Origin of the sequence: Wolbachia endosymbiont (group A) of Epistrophe grossularia (assembly GCF_947251435.1) — a bacterium.
Lineage (GTDB): Bacteria > Pseudomonadota > Alphaproteobacteria > Rickettsiales > Anaplasmataceae > Wolbachia > Wolbachia pipientis.
The window spans coordinates 1180062-1197286 of sequence record NZ_OX366363.1 but is presented as its reverse complement, the minus strand read 5'-3'; the positions used below and the strand labels follow the sequence as shown (position 1 = coordinate 1197286).

General features: G+C 35.5%; 15 protein-coding genes and 2 tRNA genes. 14 read left to right on the top strand and 3 right to left on the bottom strand.

Annotated elements, in window-relative coordinates; all coding sequences use genetic code 11:
* Nucleotides 1-3 precede the first annotated feature (3 nt).
* The 5 genes from OPR28_RS05945 to dapA all read left to right on the top strand — a co-directional run bounded on the left by OPR28_RS05945 (nucleotide 4) and on the right by dapA (nucleotide 2960).
* On the top strand, nucleotides 4-612 hold the full coding sequence (locus OPR28_RS05945) for a hypothetical protein (protein ID WP_265023688.1): 609 nt from the start codon (nucleotides 4-6) through the stop codon (nucleotides 610-612).
* 4 nt (nucleotides 613-616) lie between these two features.
* The gene (locus tag OPR28_RS05940; RefSeq protein WP_265023687.1) at nucleotides 617-1432 is read left to right on the top strand and encodes a hypothetical protein; all 816 of its coding nucleotides are present in this window, start codon (nucleotides 617-619) and stop codon (nucleotides 1430-1432) included.
* A gap of 13 nt (nucleotides 1433-1445) precedes the next feature.
* A tRNA-Arg gene (locus tag OPR28_RS05935) sits at nucleotides 1446-1519 on the top strand.
* Nucleotides 1520-1586: 67 nt separating this feature from the next.
* A complete protein-coding gene (gene ssb, locus OPR28_RS05930; RefSeq protein WP_010082448.1) occupies nucleotides 1587-2069 on the top strand; it encodes a single-stranded DNA-binding protein in 483 nt (160 codons plus the stop codon).
* A 9-nt stretch (nucleotides 2070-2078) separates the two neighbouring features.
* Nucleotides 2079-2960 (top strand): 4-hydroxy-tetrahydrodipicolinate synthase, encoded by an 882-nt coding sequence (dapA, locus tag OPR28_RS05925; protein WP_264722888.1) that lies wholly within the window; start codon nucleotides 2079-2081, stop codon nucleotides 2958-2960.
* A gap of 38 nt (nucleotides 2961-2998) precedes the next feature.
* On the opposite strand, the gene ligA is transcribed toward dapA, so the two are convergent.
* On the bottom strand, nucleotides 2999-4987 hold the full coding sequence (ligA, locus tag OPR28_RS05920) for an NAD-dependent DNA ligase LigA (RefSeq protein ID WP_077188219.1): 1989 nt from the start codon (nucleotides 4985-4987) through the stop codon (nucleotides 2999-3001).
* A gap of 214 nt (nucleotides 4988-5201) precedes the next feature.
* Between ligA and gltX the strand changes: the two genes are divergently transcribed.
* From gltX to OPR28_RS05880, 8 genes are all read left to right on the top strand, one after another.
* The gene (gene gltX, locus OPR28_RS05915; protein WP_265023686.1) at nucleotides 5202-6524 is read left to right on the top strand and encodes a glutamate--tRNA ligase; all 1323 of its coding nucleotides are present in this window, start codon (nucleotides 5202-5204) and stop codon (nucleotides 6522-6524) included.
* 682 nt (nucleotides 6525-7206) lie between these two features.
* A complete protein-coding gene (dnaE, locus tag OPR28_RS05910; protein ID WP_265023685.1) occupies nucleotides 7207-10536 on the top strand; it encodes a DNA polymerase III subunit alpha in 3330 nt (1109 codons plus the stop codon).
* A 48-nt stretch (nucleotides 10537-10584) separates the two neighbouring features.
* Nucleotides 10585-11358, top strand: coding sequence for a 30S ribosomal protein S6 (locus tag OPR28_RS05905; protein WP_265023684.1), 774 nt, complete (start codon nucleotides 10585-10587; stop codon nucleotides 11356-11358).
* A complete protein-coding gene (gene rpsR, locus OPR28_RS05900; protein ID WP_007548890.1) occupies nucleotides 11358-11633 on the top strand; it encodes a 30S ribosomal protein S18 in 276 nt (91 codons plus the stop codon). The genes OPR28_RS05905 and rpsR overlap by 1 nt, the downstream gene beginning before the upstream one ends.
* A gap of 7 nt (nucleotides 11634-11640) precedes the next feature.
* The gene (gene rplI / locus OPR28_RS05895) at nucleotides 11641-12195 is read left to right on the top strand and encodes a 50S ribosomal protein L9 (protein ID WP_006279792.1); all 555 of its coding nucleotides are present in this window, start codon (nucleotides 11641-11643) and stop codon (nucleotides 12193-12195) included.
* Nucleotides 12196-12237: 42 nt separating this feature from the next.
* A complete protein-coding gene (locus OPR28_RS05890) occupies nucleotides 12238-12435 on the top strand; it encodes a hypothetical protein (RefSeq protein WP_264705406.1) in 198 nt (65 codons plus the stop codon).
* Nucleotides 12432-13724 (top strand): adenylosuccinate lyase, encoded by a 1293-nt coding sequence (gene purB, locus OPR28_RS05885; protein ID WP_038250082.1) that lies wholly within the window; start codon nucleotides 12432-12434, stop codon nucleotides 13722-13724. The genes OPR28_RS05890 and purB overlap by 4 nt, the downstream gene beginning before the upstream one ends.
* Nucleotides 13724-13796 (top strand) — tRNA-Met (locus tag OPR28_RS05880). The genes purB and OPR28_RS05880 overlap by 1 nt, the downstream gene beginning before the upstream one ends.
* A 170-nt stretch (nucleotides 13797-13966) precedes the next feature.
* Here the strand turns inward: OPR28_RS05880 and OPR28_RS05875 are convergent.
* The gene (locus OPR28_RS05875) at nucleotides 13967-15223 is read right to left on the bottom strand and encodes an iron-containing alcohol dehydrogenase (protein ID WP_265023683.1); all 1257 of its coding nucleotides are present in this window, start codon (nucleotides 15221-15223) and stop codon (nucleotides 13967-13969) included.
* 42 nt (nucleotides 15224-15265) lie between these two features.
* Here OPR28_RS05875 and dapE point away from each other — a divergent pair, with 42 nt between their 5' ends.
* Nucleotides 15266-16462, top strand: coding sequence for a succinyl-diaminopimelate desuccinylase (gene dapE / locus OPR28_RS05870; protein WP_265023682.1), 1197 nt, complete (start codon nucleotides 15266-15268; stop codon nucleotides 16460-16462).
* Between the two features lie 117 nt (nucleotides 16463-16579).
* Here dapE and nth read toward each other — a convergent pair whose 3' ends face one another.
* Nucleotides 16580-17218, bottom strand: a complete 639-nt coding sequence (gene nth, locus OPR28_RS05865; protein WP_006279797.1) for an endonuclease III — start codon at nucleotides 17216-17218, stop codon at nucleotides 16580-16582.
* Nucleotides 17219-17225 lie beyond the last annotated feature (7 nt).

Genomic DNA, 17225 nt, shown 5'->3' with positions numbered 1-17225 from the left:
TTAATGACTATCTCTCAATTAAAAAGAAAAGCTACAATTCAGTTTATATCGTATTTGTTATTATCTGTTGGATTAATAGGGTTATTAACATATGTTGTTATCTATAACGAAAAGATTTATAATAAAAACCAAATTGAGATTGATAAAATACGTTTTATTAATTTACAGATTACTGAGATTCAAAAAAAGGAAGTCATTCTAAATAAAAATCTAGATTTATGGAAAAAAATTTCCTCTTCAAATTTACATAGTAGCAGATACATTGCAAATTTAAATTTCGAGCTTAGCAAGTTATATAAAAAGTACTATATATTAGAACCTGAAATATCAATTTCTATACCCGAAGAAGTTGAGCTCCACAACAAAAGTGAACGCACAAAAGTAATAAAAAGTGAAGTGGCCCTAAATTTAAGCTCAATCAGCGATAAGCATATTTTTTTATTTTTACAGTCTATTCCAAATCTGCCTGGTTATGTTATGATCAAATCTCTTATTTTAAACAAGCAGAGAAATATTGATGCTGCAGCTATGAACCAGATTTTGAGTGGTAATATGATAGAAATAGTGAGAGCTAATATAGTCTTTGATTGGTATACTATATTAAGTAGATAAGATAATGAATATAAAGCTGTTTTTTATTTTTACGCTACTCATTTCCAATGTTAATGCATATTGCAGTTGTGAAGATATTATAGAAAGCATAGGAATTTGTAAGAAGTATTCTTGCCGACAACATATTAGCAATGAAGATCTTATTGAGCATAAAATATTAGGATTAAATAGTGAAAATTTATGCGTATATATAGAAAAACAAGGTAATGATGAAATGGTTTGTCATCATTCTCAGTATGGAATGATGATAGAAAAAAGATATTTTGAAAGTATTCTTAAAGTTGGCAATCAAGAAATCGACGATTTTATTGATATAGCAAATTTGCGTGCAAAAGAGTGTTTCTTTATCAACAATCAAAAACTAAGCTATACAGATCGGGACGATATAATAAGAGAAGCAGTGGAAAGTGACTTTGACGTTTTGTCACAATATAGTAACGTAAAAAGCATTTTTTTTGATGAAGAGCCAGTTAATAGAATGGTCAATGAAATGGAAAAGTTCAATTTAAGATCTTCAAGAGCTGTAAAAGAGGAGGTATCAGATAATTTCAACTGTAAGGTAGTGAGTTTAGACTCAATCTTATATCTTTCTCCCGATACATGGAAAATATGGGTAAATGGAAAACTGTTTATAAATACTAAGGATTTAAAAGTGCACTCAGTCACTGAAAATTATGTAACTTTTGTATGGACCGTAGATCAAAAAGCAATAAAAAAGCATGCGAATGATTCTCAAAATGTATATTTTGGATATGGGAGTATTATGTTTACGCTTTATCCAAAACAAAAATTTGACTTGGATGGCTTATCTATTAAATAACTTAAATATATATGCGCTTGTAGCTCAGTTGGATAGAGCGTTGCCCTCCGGAGGCAAAGGCCGTGGGTTCGAATCCCTCCAAGCGCACTTTTAATTAAATTTGACAATAGTATTTTCACATAAGATAATAAAAGGATTTATTTAGAGCATAATTATGTCTGGTGGTACCATAAACAAAGTCATACTAGTTGGTAATTTAGGAAAAGATCCTGAAATTAGGACTACACAAAATGGAAAAGAAATGGCAAGTTTTTCAATAGCCACGTCTGAAAGTTGGACTGACAAACTTTCCGGTATGCGCTCTGAAAAGACAGAGTGGCATAATATCGTAATTTTTAGTGAAGGATTAGTAAAAATCGTCAAAGATTTTGCACGCAAAGGCAGTAAAGTTTATGTTGAAGGTTCTTTGAGAACTAGAAAATGGACTGACCAAAACGGTGGTGAAAGATACACAACAGAGGTGGTTCTATATAATTTTAATAGCGCTCTTACTCTCTTGGATTCACGAAATAGTGCGCCAAATTCTGATTACAAGCCAAGTGAATACAAACAAGGTGAAACAGAACAAAAAGATAAACACGAAAGTTTTGACAACGATATAAAAGATGAACTACTCGACGATGAAATACCATTTTAACAATTTAAATTGAAATCTACATTTTTATGGACTGCTTGTGTTACTCCTTTTAATTGCAATGGGGATAGCATAGATTATAGCAGTTTGCAGCGTTTACTGACAATGCAAGTTAAAGCTGAAAATGGCGTAGTGTTGCTGGGTAGCACAGGTGAGAGCCTATCGCTTACTGATTCTGAAAAGCGTACATTAGTTGAATTCGTATGTAAGCTAAAATTAAATACGAAAATTATAATTGGCGTACCAGGAGTGAATCTATATCAGACTCTTGAATGGCTTGATTTTTGCAAGGGTATGCCTATTCATGGCTATCTAATGACAACTCCCATTTATGCAAAGCCCGGAATTATGGGGCAGACTTTATGGTTTGAAAAGCTACTTGAAAAAGCACATGTGCCGGCTATGTTTTACAATATTCCATCGAGAGCAGGAGTGAGTCTTCACGCTGAAACTGTACGCAACTTATCCAGTCACGAAAAATTTTGGGCTATCAAAGATTCAAGTGGCACTGTTGATACTTTAACTCAGTATAAGAAAGTTGCACCAAATATTGAGGTCTTTTGCGGAGATGATAATATGATATCCGATATGGCCGCCTATGGTGCGGCTGGCCTGGTTTCCGTTGCTTCCAATGTTTGGCCATATGTAGCACATGAATATGTTAAGAAGTGCCTCAATGGCAGGAACCCTCAGGCAGATATCTGGCAACAGGCTTGCGAAGCGTTATTTATTGCCAGCAACCCAATACCCACTAAAGCACTTTTGCATGATATTGGGCTCATAGAACATCAAACTGTCCGCCTACCACTCAGCACAGAAGACTTGCCTTCTGTTGAAAAATTGAGGCAAGTCAATAAAATGATTCTTGGATGGAAAGAATTGGCTACTCTCTAAATAGTCTTGCAACTTTGATTTAATATACAATCCAAGTTTCATTTGAACACTCCCAAACTTATCACTTTATGCCACTGGTCTTCATCTAAAATTTCTACACCTAATTCCACTGCCTTTTTATATTTGGATCCTGGTTTTTCTCCTGCAATTAGGTAGTCAGTTTTAGCAGAAAGATGTGAGCTGACCTTTGCTCCTAGAGTTTTGGCTCTTACTTTTGCCTCTCCTCTACTCATAGCAAGTAGCTTACCAGTAAACACTATAATTTTATTATTTAAAACAGAGTTACTAGAGTTGGAGCTCACAGGAAGAATTTGAAGACAAGCAGTAAGATCATTTAACATTTTGATGTTATGTTCCTTAGAAAAAAATGATTCCAAAGATTCAGCTACTTTTTTTCCTATGCCGTCTATACCTACTAGCTCAGTATTATCTGATGACAGTTCAATCATCGAATTATACCAATTATCATAAGAAACATAATAATCTGCAAGCAATTCTGCTGCAACTTGGCCAATAAATCTAATACCTAAAGAAAATATAAACCTATCTAGAGTTATTACCCTTCTGCTTTGTATAGCATTTAATAAATGAGCTATTGATTTCTTGCCCCAACCAGACTGTTCTTCCAGATTAAATTCATCCAATCTTTCTTCTAAAGTAAAAATATCGGGAATTTGTTTTATCAGACCAAGGTCGTAAAAAAACTCTATCTGCTTATCACCAAGGCCAACAATGTCAAATGCATCTTTCGATACAAAATGCTTTAGTTTTTCTATTATTTGAGCTTTACAGGCAAATTCCTCAGGACATCTTACTGCAGCCTCTCCCTCAACCTGACGTACTTTACTACCACATTCAGGGCATACTTCAGGAAACACAAATTCAGGTGTATTTGGAAGACGAGAATCTCTGCTTACTTCAACGATCTGGGGAATTACATCCCCTGCCCTTTTGATTGTTACAATATCTCCCTCTCTTATGTCTTTACGTTTTATCTCATCTTGGTTATGCAGACTTGCTCTACTAACTAGCACCCCACCAACATTGACTGGCACTAAATCTGCAACTGGAGTTAAAACCCCTGTTCTGCCCACCTGTATAAATATCTTGTTTAACTTTGTTTTTGCATAAACCGCAGAAAACTTGTATGCAAGTGCTGAGCGCGGTGCTTTGTGAGTATTCCCTAGACGATTTTGTAGTACCAAATCATTTACTTTATAGACTATTCCATCAATATCATAATCCAAGTTATAGCGACAGTTATAGACTTCATTATAGAACTTCAGCATTCCATCTAAACTACTCGTTAAGGACTGATGCTCATTTACGCAAAAACCAAGTGCCTCAAGCTTATTTAGTACCTCACTTTGACTTTTCTCTGCTCCACCAATCAAAGAATAAGCAAAATATCTAAGAGGTCTGCTTGCTGTAATGTTTGCATCCAATTGCTTTAGAGAACCAGCGGCTGCATTTCGAGGATTGGCAAATTCATCGTTTTCATTTAACTTTAAAAAGTCGCTGTTACTGATGTATATTTCACCTCTTACTTCTAGTCTTCCTTGCACACCTTGCAAAAACTTAGGAAAGCCTTTTATTGTTGCAACATTGTGAGTGACATCTTCCCCTACAAAACCATCACCTCGAGTTGCAGCTTTAACAAATCTTCCATCCTCATAAATTGCAGAAAACGACAACCCATCAATTTTTGGTTCACATAATATCTCTATTTTGTCCTCAATTAAAAACCTCTTTATTTTAGACAAAAATTTCTCTACACCTTGTTCATCATAAGCATTCTCAAGGGAAAGCATAGGTTCTTGATGTTCCACCTTAGAAAACCTCTCATCAGGTGGAGCACCAACACTATCTTGTGTTGCATAAATTTCTGGCTCTATTTCAGCTAACTTTTTCTTCAGTTCATCATATTCAGCATCACTTATTTCTGGCTTATTTTTTTGGTGATACAAAACATTATGATAATTTATTTGATCTTGCAGTTTTTCTCTCATCTTTTCTAAGTTAGTCATGATACCAATATAATGCTACATTAGCCTTTGTCGTCAAGCTGTGAATTTTCTTGAATTTATCATATGGTCTTAATCCATCAAATATCAAAGGTGCCACAATGCTATAGCCATACTTATTCTTCTCTTGCTCAATTGTATTAGCAGATCTCGCTTGCTCTAGCCATATATTTATATAAAATTAAAATAAATTAGAGTAAACAATATTGCTATTTAAATGCTAACAAGATTCGCTCCAAGCCCAACTGGCTACCTCCACGTAGGAAACGTACGAACTGCCTTGGTTTGTTGGATGTACACACGCAATCAAAATGGAAAATTTTTACTCCGTTTTGATGATACTGACCTTCAGCGTTCAGATGTCAAATATATAAATGATATCATACAAGATTTGAAATGGATTGGTATCAATTGGGATGCAAGTTTCAAGCAATCAGAGCGCTTTGAGCGTTACAATGAGGTGTTTTTGCAGTTAATAAAAGAAGGGCATATTTATGCATGCTATGAAACAAGAGAAGAGTTAGACATTAAACGAAAATTGCAGTTAAAACAAGGACTTCCCCCTGTATATGACAGAAGCGCGTTACTTCTAACTGAGCAAGAGAAAATTAGTTATGAGCAAGAAGGAAGAAGACCACATTTTAGATTTAAGTTGGATAGAAATGAAGTTGTTAAATGGAATGATAAAGTTAAAGGCGAAATAAATATTGCAACCAATAGCATCAGCGACCCTGTGGTAAAAAGAGAAGATGGAATGTACACATACATGTTACCTTCTGCTATCGATGATGTTGACTTTAATGTAACCCATGTTGTACGTGGGGAAGATCATGTAACTAATACCGCAGTGCAAATCCAAATGATTAAAGCATTAAAAGCGAAAATTCCTATGTTTGCTCACCTTTCTCTACTACATTTTGATGATAGCAAAATATCCAAGCGAACCGGCGTGCTGGACATTAAATCTATAAAAGAAGGTGAAATTGAACCGATGGCACTAGTTAGTTATTTAGTGAAGCTTGGAACATCCAATCCAATTGAAGCTTGCGCCTGTATGCAATCTTTGATTGATTCATTTGACATTAAAAAATTTAGCTCAGCATGTACGCAATTTAGCTTGAGTGAAGCATACAAGCTAAATAGCAAAGTGCTGCAACAAATGCCATTTGAAATTATACAAGAACGTTTAAATCAAATTGGAGTGGACTCCTCAGAGTTTTGGTATTTTATAAAGAACAATATAGAAAGGTTTTCTGAGGTGGCCAAGTGGTGGAGAATATGCAAATCTGATATAGAGCCTGTGATTTTTGATAAGGAGCTTATAAAAATTGCGTTCAATGCATTGCCTCAAGACGATTATAATGAAAACACATTATCAGAGTGGGTCACAACTATTCGGCACACAGTAGATATAAAGGCAAAAGACCTATTTATGCAGTTGCGCTTAGCTTTAACAGGAACAGAAACAGGACCAGAGCTCGCTAAATTATTAATTTTTATCGGCAAAGAAAATATCATTGCAAGGTTAAAAGAAAAGTGAAAACTAAAGAATTATAGCTAATGCAATCCCTACGTCATACCGCGATTCATTCGCGGTATCTCAGCCGCTAACAAGAGATCCCGCTAACAAGCAGCGGGATGACGGTTGTCGTTTAGCCATAAACATTAAGAAATTTACCAAATGAAAAAAAAGGCAAAAGAAGCCCCGTGGTTATTATCCGCTTTAAAATATTGGCGTTTTTTATGTTTTAAACGCTTGACAAGCGAGATTCAGCCGCTTTTAATTGCAACTAACTTACGCTGCAAATGTTTAAGAAATTTACTAAGCAGAAAAAAAGACAAAGAATCCCCGAGTTAGCTAGTCTTTTACTATCTCTGTCGAGTATTGGCATTTTTTGATGTCTTGTAACGCTTTATAAGCGCGTTCAGCTTATTTAGATAAAAATCTAGATGTAGATGAAGTTTTGTAAAGACATACAGTATCTATATACTGCAAAAAATTGAACATAAGACGCCGATACATTAAGTAATCCTTACCTTTTAATCTGCAGATTGGCGAAAGCAAATACAATAGCTTCACTATCATGATAAGGGAGCTGGCGGAGTTTGTCAAGTAAGTTTTTGTATTTTAATTTTAGAATTTTATAGGCTTTTGTTCTCATGAAAATTATGTTCTCATGAGTAAATTAATGTTATCCTTTTTTGTTGATCTAAAGTTTCTTATGTTCATACACTTACGTGTTCATAGTGTTTATTCGCTTCTTGAAAGCTCGGTTAAAATTGAGGAGCTGATCGGCCTTTGTTTGCGAAATAAAATGCCAGCGGTTGCAATTACTGATTCAGGTAACTTGTTTGGCTCGCTCGAGTTTTCAGAATATGCGGCGAGTAGGGGAATACAGCTAATAATAGGATGCAATATTATAGTTAAACATTCAGAACAAAATTTACCTATATTATTGCTTGCAAAAAATGAGCAAGGGTACACTAATTTAGTCACTTTGGTGAGTGAGTCTTTTAGAAAGCGCAAGAATAACAGCGATATTCCTTACGTTGATTTTGATGAGCTATTGAATTTAAGTACGGGTCTGATCGCTTTAACCGGTGGATGTTTGGCTCAACTATTGTTGGGGCAAGATAAAGAAACGGTTGAAAAACTGCTTTCAGCATTTAATGGTCATTTATATGTTGAATTGCAGCGTCATGGGCTGAGCAAGGAGCTAGAGCTTGAAGAAACTTTAATAGATTTTGCTTATCAGCGCAATATACCACTAGTTGCAACGAACGATGTGTTTTTTCCAAATAGGTCTGACTATGAGGCTTATGATATATTAACGTGTATATCGGAGGGGAGTTATGCCCTGGAGAATAACAGAAAGAAGTTAACTACCGAGCATTACTTCAAGTCTGTGGCAGAAATGGAGGAGCTGTTCAGCGACATTCCCGAAGCAATTCATAACACTTTAGTGATAGCTAAGCGGTGCTCTTACATGCCAAGAAGCAGGCAGCCTATTTTGCCTAAATTTCCTTGTCGAGAAAATAAAACTGAGAATGAAGAACTGAGGGAGCAGGCAGTTGCAGGATTAGAATTCCGTATTGCGAATGAGACAGACATAGACCTTAAACAATACTACGATCGGCTGAATTACGAACTGAGTGTGATAACTTCGATGAACTACGCTGGCTACTTTTTGATAGTTTCTGATTTCATTCGTTGGAGCAAAGCAAATGGCATTCCAGTTGGTCCAGGAAGAGGCTCTGGTGCTGGATCAATTGTTGCTTGGGGCTTGCAGATTACAGACCTTGATCCAATAAAGTTTGGCCTAATATTTGAAAGATTTTTGAATCCTGATCGTGTATCGATGCCTGACTTTGATATCGATTTCTGCCAAGAGAAAAGGGACCTGGTTATTGATTATGTTCAGAAAAAGTACGGTTATGTTGCTCAAATAATCACTTTTGGTAAATTGCAGGCAAGGGCAGTATTGCGTGATGTTGGTAGAGTATTGCAAATGCCTTACTCTCAAGTGGATAAAATATCTAAAATGGTTCCATTTAATCCAGTAAATCCTGTAACTTTATCACAAGCGATAGAGTTTGATCAAAACCTGCAGAAAGAGCGGGATAGTGATGAGGTAATTGCAAAGCTTCTTGATATATCGCTAAGGCTCGAAGGAATATATCGTCACGTTTCAACTCATGCTGCTGGAATTGTAATATGTGATCAAAAGTTGGAAAATTTTGTTCCTGTGTATTATGATCCAAATTCAGCTTTGCCAATCACTCAATACAGCATGAAATATGTGGAGAAAGCTGGGCTAATAAAATTTGATTTTCTTGGGCTTGGTACGCTAACGCTAATAGATCATGTATGTCGTTTAATTAATCGTGATGGAAAAAAGATTGATATTTCTTCAGTTCCTTTAAATGACCAAAAAACCTATGAGATACTCTCAAGCGGTGATTCAATTGGAGTGTTCCAGCTTGAAAGTTCGGGAATGAGAGAAGCTTTAATTAAACTAAAACCGGACTGTATTGAGGATATTATCGCTTTAATTTCCCTTTATCGTCCAGGACCTATGGATAACATTCCAACTTACGTTGCAAGAAAGCATGGACTTGAGAAGCCAGATTATATTCATCCGTTACTTGAGGAAGTATTAAAAGAGACATTTGGGGTAATAATTTACCAAGAACAAGTGATGGAAATAGCCCGTATTCTTTCCGGGTATAGCTTAGCGGAAGCAGATCTGCTGAGACGTGCCATGGGTAAGAAAATCAAGGAAGAGATGGATAAACAACGTGAACTTTTTGTCCAAGGGGCAACAAAAAATGGCGTTGATTATGACAGGGCAAGTTATATCTTTGACCTTGTTGCAAAATTTGCTGGTTATGGGTTCAATAAATCTCATGCTGCAGCATATGCGGTTATATCTTATCAAACGGCTTACCTTAAAGCTAATTATCCATTAGAATTTTTTACAGCACTAATGAATCTGAATATTGATGATAGAGATAAACTGAATTTATTTTATCATGCAGCAAAGTTTAGTGGCGTTACCGTTCTTTCACCTGATATAAACAAGTCTCAAGCTGAATTCTCAATAGAGGATGAACGCATACGTTATGGTATTGCTGCCTTGAGGAATGTTGGTTTTTCTATAGCGGAAGGAATAGTGAACGTACGTTCAAGCGCTTGTAAGGACATATGGGAATTCATTCAAAATTCAGGTCATACAATAAATAAGAGAGCGCTAGAAAGCCTGATTAAATCCGGAGCATTCGATAGCGTGCATAAGAACAGAAAGCAGCTATATGAGTCAATGGACACGCTGATTTACTTTGCAAATAAAAACAAACAGGATAGAGAATCAAGTCAAGCTGCTTTGTTTGGTAGTCTTGATGTCCTCAAACCGAAACTTGAGAATGTGGAAGATTTTGATGAAGAGGAAAAATTAGAACATGAGTTATTTTCACTAGGATTTTATTTAACTAATCATCCGCTTGAAAAATTTAGAACTCTTCTGGAAAAGTTAAATATTGGGTTTATCGGAGAAAATAGAACAGCAAAAACTGCTGGGGTAATATTAAATGCACGTATGAGAACTTCAGAGCGTGGAAGGTTTGTTATCCTCACACTTTCTGATCCCCATAACGTTTCTGAAATAGCATTCTATAATAATGAAATAATAGAAGAAAAAAGAGATTTATTTTCACCAGGAACATTTGTGATAATTGATCTTGAAGCTTCGGAAAATACAACAAGATTGGCAGGCAAAGATATATCTGAGTTTACAAAAAGAATCACTTCTACAATAAAAGAATTAGTTCTCACCACTGAGTGCACGGATTCGCAAAAAGCCGCTATGGAATTAAACGCAATATTGAAAGATGAAGGCAGAACCAAAATAATGCTAAAACTTCTTCTCGAAAAACATAAAGTGAGCATCTTATTACCAGGTGCGTACTCAATTGCTCCTCAAGTTATGTATGAAATATCTAACTTAAGCTGGATTAAAGGCGTAGAAATTAACACAAATAACTTGCTTATATAAAAAAGCTTTATATAATGAAATATTTAATCGGTATTAAAGGAAGATATAGTGAATCTTTATGAATTTACTTTTATAGCACAACAAGGATTGTTACAGCAAGAAGTAGAGGAGATGGTCCAAGAGCTAGCTGTTTCATTGAAAAATATTAAAGCAGATGTTATGTTCCAGCAAATCAGGGATATTCTGAAAAAAGGAAATGACAAGCTTACAACACAAGAGTTAGAAGTGCGTGCTGAAAACATTAAAGAAGGTCTAGTTGCTTACTCTGATTTCTTGGAAGATCTTACAAAAATTTTATGGGTTGAATTGGAAGAAGATCTTTCAAATTTGAAAGAAGTGAAGTCAAAAATCGATAAAGAGTTGAAAGATGACCTAAAAGATTTAGGAATAACGCAAGATTTTACAAAATTTCTAGGAGGCAGTACTAAAAGTGCGTTTATCCATAACGCAGTAAATGCTTTGAAGAGAAATATTTCAGAACATCTAATAAAGATTTTTCAAGATATTTTGAAAGATTTTAGAATAAACGGTCCAACTCAATCGAGCAAAGCGTTGGAAATGCTTTTGAAAAACATTGAAGCATCAGGATTAATCAAGTATGAACATTGGGGTCTTTTGGATTTTGCATATCACAAAAATAAAATGAAGAGCGGTCATTATTGTATAATGTGCATAAGTTCTACTGCAAGCATTCTGGATGAATTTATGCGTAGAATGAAACTTAATGAGAACGTTATTCGCCACTTTCCTGTGCAGGTTGATAAAATTTTTGAAGGTAAATCTCATATGATGAATAAACAAATTGAGGAGCAAAGCGCATAATGATGAAAAGACGAAATAGTTTTAATAATTCTTACGTATCTGTAAATAATAGGACTGGCTTTAGGCGTTCTAAAGTTTGCCCTCTTGCTGCGTCTAAAGATGAAGACATAGATTATAAGAATATAGATTTATTATCCAAGTTTACCTCTGACTATGGTAGGATATTACCTAGAAGATTAACAGGCGTATGTGCAAAAAAACAAAGGAAGTTACGCTTAGCGATCATAAGGGCACGTTTTTTAGCTCTTATTCCTTACTGTACTAAAAAAGTTTAGGTAATTTATGTTGATAATTTTAAAGGAAAATATAAGGACTTTAGGTAAGCTTGGTGAAGTTGTCAAAGTTAAACCAGGTTATGCACGTAATTTTCTTTTTCCACAAAGAAAAGCGGTGAAAGCTACCAAGGAAAATTTAACAAAGCTAGAGGAGCAACGTTTATTACTGGAAGAAGAGAATATAAAAAGATTAAATGTAGCAAAAGAGCTTGCATTGTCACTACATGATAAGTTTGTGGTATTGATAAAGCAAGCTTCAGAGGATGGTAAAATTTTTGGTTCTGTAACAACACGTGAAATTGCGAAAATTTTACTACAAGAAGGACATGTGATAGATCACCGTAGTTTATCTTTTGGTGGAGTAAGCATCAAAAACTTGGGTGAATACCAAGTAAACGTAGAATTACATAGTGAAGTAGTAGTACCAATTACTATATACGTCGTAAAATCCGAAACAGATGCAAATGAGCTAAGGCAAGTAAAATTGCAAAATCAGAAGTCTGAGCAACAAGAGGCAGAGCAAGATGCGAATAAAGAAGCTACTGATGGTGATGATAGCTGATCAAAGATGATCCCTTGTTATAGTCGTAAAGAAATGTCTGCCATGGCTAAGCTGGTGTCATCCCAGTGCTCCCCTCATGTCATCCCAGTGCGTGACACTGGGATCCAGTTTATTTCATCATGGACATTATTTTATGCTTCTAGAATCCGTTGTCCATTGAATAATTTGCAAATACTTTTATATCTGGATTCCAGTGTCACGCACTGGAATGACACCATTATTGGAATAAATCAAAAATGATTCCCCGCTATAGCAGAAAAGAAATGTCTTCCATTTGGGAGGAAAATAATAAATTTAATATATGGCTTAAAATAGAAAAATTAGCGTGTGAAGCTCAAGCAAAGTTAGGAGTGATTCCGAATAATATTGCTGAGAACCTCTCTGGTGCTATTGAATTTGATGTTGAATGTATCAACGAAATTGAATCCATTGTAAAACATGATGTTATAGCTTTTCTGACATATGTTGCTGAAAAAGCGGGAGTTGATGTTCGTTATCTTCATTATGGAATGACAAGTTCTGATGTTTTGGATACATGCCTTGCGGTGCAACTGAAAGAGTCCTGTGATATTTTGCTCGAGAATCTAAAAAATTTACTTGCAGCATTGAAAAAAAAAGCTGAGGACTATAAAGATATTGTTTGTGTTGGACGCAGTCACGGAATGCATGCAGAACCAACAACTCTTGGAATAAAATTTGCCAGATTTTATGCTGAATTTAAACGCAATTATCAGAGATTAATTAGCGCGCAAAAAGAGATCTCAATTTGTAAAATATCAGGTGCAGTAGGCAATTTTGCAAATGTTGATCCGTTTGTTGAAGAATATGTAGCGAAAGAAATAGGACTCATACCTGAAATCATATCGTCTCAAGTCATTCCTCGTGATAGACATGCTATGTTCTTTTCAGTTTTGGGAGTGATTGCAAGCTCAATAGAAAATGTTGCTGTTGAAATTCGTCATTTGCAAAGAACTGAAATCGGCGAAATTTCTGAGCATTTTTCCACTGGGCAGAAGGGAAGCTCTGCTATGCCACACAAATGTAATCCTATTTTAAGTGAAAATCTGACTGGACTCTCACGTTTAATACGCAGTTATGTTTTTCCTGCGTTAGAAAATGTTGCATTGTGGCACGAACGTGATATATCACACTCGTCTGTGGAAAGATGCATTGCTCCTGATGCTTGTATAACAATGGATTTTGCTTTAGTGCGATTAACAGATTTGATAGATAAATTGGTGATCAATAAGGAAAACATTGAAAAGAACTTAAATTCTTCAAAAGGTTTAGTTTTCTCACAGCGTGTATTGCTTGAGTTAGTAAATAGTGGTTTGGCGAGGGAAGAGGCGTATAAAATTGTTCAGAGCAATGCAATGAAAGTGAAACAAAACAACAGTGATTTTCTGGCCGAATTGAAACAAGATAAACCCTTACTTAAGGTTATTAACTCGGAAAAACTTGAATCTTTGTTTGATTTGAAGTATTATACGAAACATATAGATCGTGTGTATAATAAGGTTTTTAATTAGGCTGAGTAGCTCAGTTGGTAGAGCAGGAGGATCATAATCTCTTGGTCGGGGGTTCAAGTCCCTCCTCAGCCACTCGAACTAAACTATGTTTAGCAAAGCAGTGCTATTGGTGAAACCCAGTGTCAGTTACTTGGAATGAGTTGTATATCCACTCAGGTGAGGAGACAATGGATAAGAGATTGTGAAAAGGGTTTAGCTTTTGGCCTATGATCTCTTTAAATGACAGAATTTCACTACAAAACTTAACTTTCTTCTATGCAGTTAGCTAAGTCAAGAAAGGTGAATCTATCTCTTGTTGTAAACGCAAGATCGACCACTTTACAATATTGTTCTTTATTCCAACTGAGGTGCTCTGGTAAGTGTGGAATTGATAGATCTTCAAATATTTTTTGCAGGTGTTTTGCAGGTAGTAAATTTTGCTTAATTAAACTGGAAATATTATGCCATTCTTTACAAATAATCTCTTGGATTTTTTGCTGCATAATTTGCTTCTGTTCAAAAGTTCTTACAAATTCGATATTATCAAAGCACTGAGTTATATGTTTTACATCTAAAGTGGTCGGTTTGATAATCGGGTTTTGTATTGATAATATCTTTTCCTGCAAATTAGCCATGGTAATCGTCGTAACAGCAATTTTTTCGCCATGTAGTAAGGAATGATCTCTTGTTACCATTTCCATTGCGTGAGCTATCATATGCTCTCCTTGGCTTGCAGAATAGCTGCCTTTTGATATTACCATTCCAAGTCCTGAAATTAGTAGAACTTCCATAAGTAATAGGACCACTTTTCTACTTCTTTTAGTAAGCGCCGTATACTCTCTTAGCAAAATTTGCTCCAAATCGCGAACAAGTGTAAAAGGTAATTCATTGTATTCTGTGCCAAGCAACAAATGAGATAGTAGCCAGTCAGCCTGAACTGTTGAACGACAAATGAAATCTGCAAATCCGCTTAATGTGAGACGCAGTGGTGCATTGGCAAGTATGTCTATATCTATATATACTGCTCTTGGAAGATGTGCTTTGAACGATTTTTTATATCCATTTACTAATATTGAAGCATTTGCGGATGTATATCCATTCATAGAAGCGGCTGTTGGGAAGGATATATAATCTTTTTTCTCGAGGTAGCTTGCATATTTGCAGATATCGTTAACGGTGCCGCTACCAAATGCAACTATTAAGTCACTGTCTTTTGCTTTGTTTCTAACTAGATTTACGGTTTCAAGAGAGGCAGCTCTGCTTGGTATCATTTCTCTACCTGGTGTCATCCCAGCGCGTGACACTGGAATGACAGGTGGGGTTGGAATAATTAAATGAGAAATTTTATTAAATACGTTTTTGTTTAAAAGTTTTGCTGTATTTTCATCTGCAACTAGAAAGATGTCATTTCCGTGTCGTGTGCATATTTCATAGATATCATCAGCAAGGTGGTAATCTGTTATTACTTCCCTTAGAAAAGTTTGTTGTGCTTGATGTAATATTTGTTTTAAATAATGCATAGAGTGTTTACAATATAGCAATATAATTATTTTAAGGTTGACATGAAAATTGACCCTGTAGAGCTAACTAAGAAATTGATCTCTTTTGAGAGTATAACACCAAGGGACGGCGGGGCAATAGAGCATATAGCAACAATCTTCAAGAAAAGTGGCTTTGATTGTGAAATTTTAGAGTTTGGTGATAAAGTTAAAAATCTTTATGCGAAATATATAAATGGAGTACCAAATTTGTGCTTTGCTGGGCATGTTGATGTTGTACCACCGGGTCAGTTAAAAGATTGGGCATTTGATCCATTTAATCCAGAAGTGAGGGATGGAATGTTATATGGAAGAGGGGCCGCTGATATGAAAAGCGGAGTAGCTGCATTTATTGCTGCTATGGTAAATTTGATTGCAGAGAAGTTTCAATTTAATGGTTCGATAAGTGCATTGATTACCAGTGCTGAAGAAAGCATGGAAGAATATGGAACAAAGGCAGTTTTGGAATGGATGAAAAGTAAGCAAAAAAAGGTGGATTTCTGTGTGGTTGGCGAACCAACCAGTAGTGAGAAATTAGGTGATACCATAAAAATAGGCAGAAGAGGTTCTGTAACATTTGAATTAATTTGCCATGGAAAACAAGGGCACGTTGCCTACCCAGACCTAGCAGATAATCCAATATATAAGGTAATATCGATATTGAGTAAGGTAAAAAATACTACTTTTGATCATGGTAATAAATATTTTCAGCCTTCACATTGCGAAGTTACTACTATCGATGTTGGAAATAATACTAGCAATCTAATACCTGGCTCAGCAACTACACGTTTTAACATTCGATATAACAATGAACAAACACCGGGTGGCTTATATAAGCTGATTGATGAAATATGCTCCAGTGTAACTAGCGATTATAAACTTTCTGTGCATAGCAGCAGGGACGTTTTCCTCTCTACTCCCGATAGAAATACTGATATTATGCTTGATGCAATAAGTAAGGTTACCAACATTGATGCTATACTTAGCACAAGTGGTGGCACATCTGACGCTGCGTTTATCAAAGATGTTTGTCCAGTGATTGAATTTGGTATAATCAACAAAACTGCACATCAGATAAACGAATGCGTATCAGTAAACGATATACACAAGTTAACAGCTATATATAAGGAATTTATAGAAAATTATTTCAATCCCACTAATAAAATATTGAATCAGGTCAACGTGGTTAGTAATATATCTAGTGGTCCATTGTTAGCTTAGATGTAATCAGATCTCTTGCATAACTGTTGTTTGAATAATAACTTGTATCATTCCAGCAAAATGTGTCAAGTAAGTTTTTTCGTTTCTATAGCTACTTGGATGACAAAAGAAGAAATACTAGACTTTATACCTTTTGCACTCAAATTCACATAAATCATGAATTATGCACGTTTCACACGAAGGTTTCTGTGCTTTGCAAACATATCTACCATGCAAAACTAGCCAATGATGAGCATAAAGCAGGTATTTTTTGGGAACCACATTTAAAAGAGATTGCTCTGTTTTAAACACATCTTTTTCTTTCACAAGCCCAATTCTATTGCTCACTCTAAAAACGTGAGTATCAACTGCCAATGTTGGAATGCCAAGCCCCGAATTTAAGAACACATTAGCGCTCTTTCTCCCCACTCCAGGCAAAGACACCAAATCATCAAAATTAGTAGGTACTTTGCTGTTGTATCGTTCTACCAATATTTTACTAAGCCCGATTATATTTTTTGCTTTGGAATTATATAAACCAATACTGCTTATGCATTTTTTCAGCTCACTCTGCCCAAAGCTCAGCATTTTTTCTGGCGTATCAGCGATATTAAATAGTTCTCTTGTAATTTTATTAACGCTTACATCAGTTGTCCGCGCTGATAAAACTATCGCAACCAGTAACGTAAAATGATTGGTATAATTTAGCTCTATTTTTGGCGCAGGATTTGATTGTTGAAACTTTTCAAATATTAGTTCTACTTTTTTTGAGTCCATTTCATTT

What these genes read in the sequence shown, in the direction of transcription:
- gltX (WP_265023686.1), top strand. Translation starts at nt 5,202, where the DNA reads ATGCTAACAAGATTCGCTCCAAGCCCAACTGGCTACCTCCACGTAGGA.
- ssb (WP_010082448.1), top strand. Translation starts at nt 1,587, where the DNA reads ATGTCTGGTGGTACCATAAACAAAGTCATACTAGTTGGTAATTTAGGA.
- OPR28_RS05890 (WP_264705406.1), top strand. Translation starts at nt 12,238, where the DNA reads ATGGCTAAGCTGGTGTCATCCCAGTGCTCCCCTCATGTCATCCCAGTG.
- rplI (WP_006279792.1), top strand. Translation starts at nt 11,641, where the DNA reads ATGTTGATAATTTTAAAGGAAAATATAAGGACTTTAGGTAAGCTTGGT.
- OPR28_RS05945 (WP_265023688.1), top strand. Translation starts at nt 4, where the DNA reads ATGACTATCTCTCAATTAAAAAGAAAAGCTACAATTCAGTTTATATCG.
- dnaE (WP_265023685.1), top strand. Translation starts at nt 7,207, where the DNA reads ATGTTCATACACTTACGTGTTCATAGTGTTTATTCGCTTCTTGAAAGC.
- OPR28_RS05875 (WP_265023683.1), bottom strand. Translation starts at nt 15,223, where the DNA reads ATGCATTATTTAAAACAAATATTACATCAAGCACAACAAACTTTTCTA.
- ligA (WP_077188219.1), bottom strand. Translation starts at nt 4,987, where the DNA reads ATGACTAACTTAGAAAAGATGAGAGAAAAACTGCAAGATCAAATAAAT.
- dapE (WP_265023682.1), top strand. Translation starts at nt 15,266, where the DNA reads ATGAAAATTGACCCTGTAGAGCTAACTAAGAAATTGATCTCTTTTGAG.
- nth (WP_006279797.1), bottom strand. Translation starts at nt 17,218, where the DNA reads ATGGACTCAAAAAAAGTAGAACTAATATTTGAAAAGTTTCAACAATCA.
- OPR28_RS05940 (WP_265023687.1), top strand. Translation starts at nt 617, where the DNA reads ATGAATATAAAGCTGTTTTTTATTTTTACGCTACTCATTTCCAATGTT.
- purB (WP_038250082.1), top strand. Translation starts at nt 12,432, where the DNA reads ATGATTCCCCGCTATAGCAGAAAAGAAATGTCTTCCATTTGGGAGGAA.
- rpsR (WP_007548890.1), top strand. Translation starts at nt 11,358, where the DNA reads ATGATGAAAAGACGAAATAGTTTTAATAATTCTTACGTATCTGTAAAT.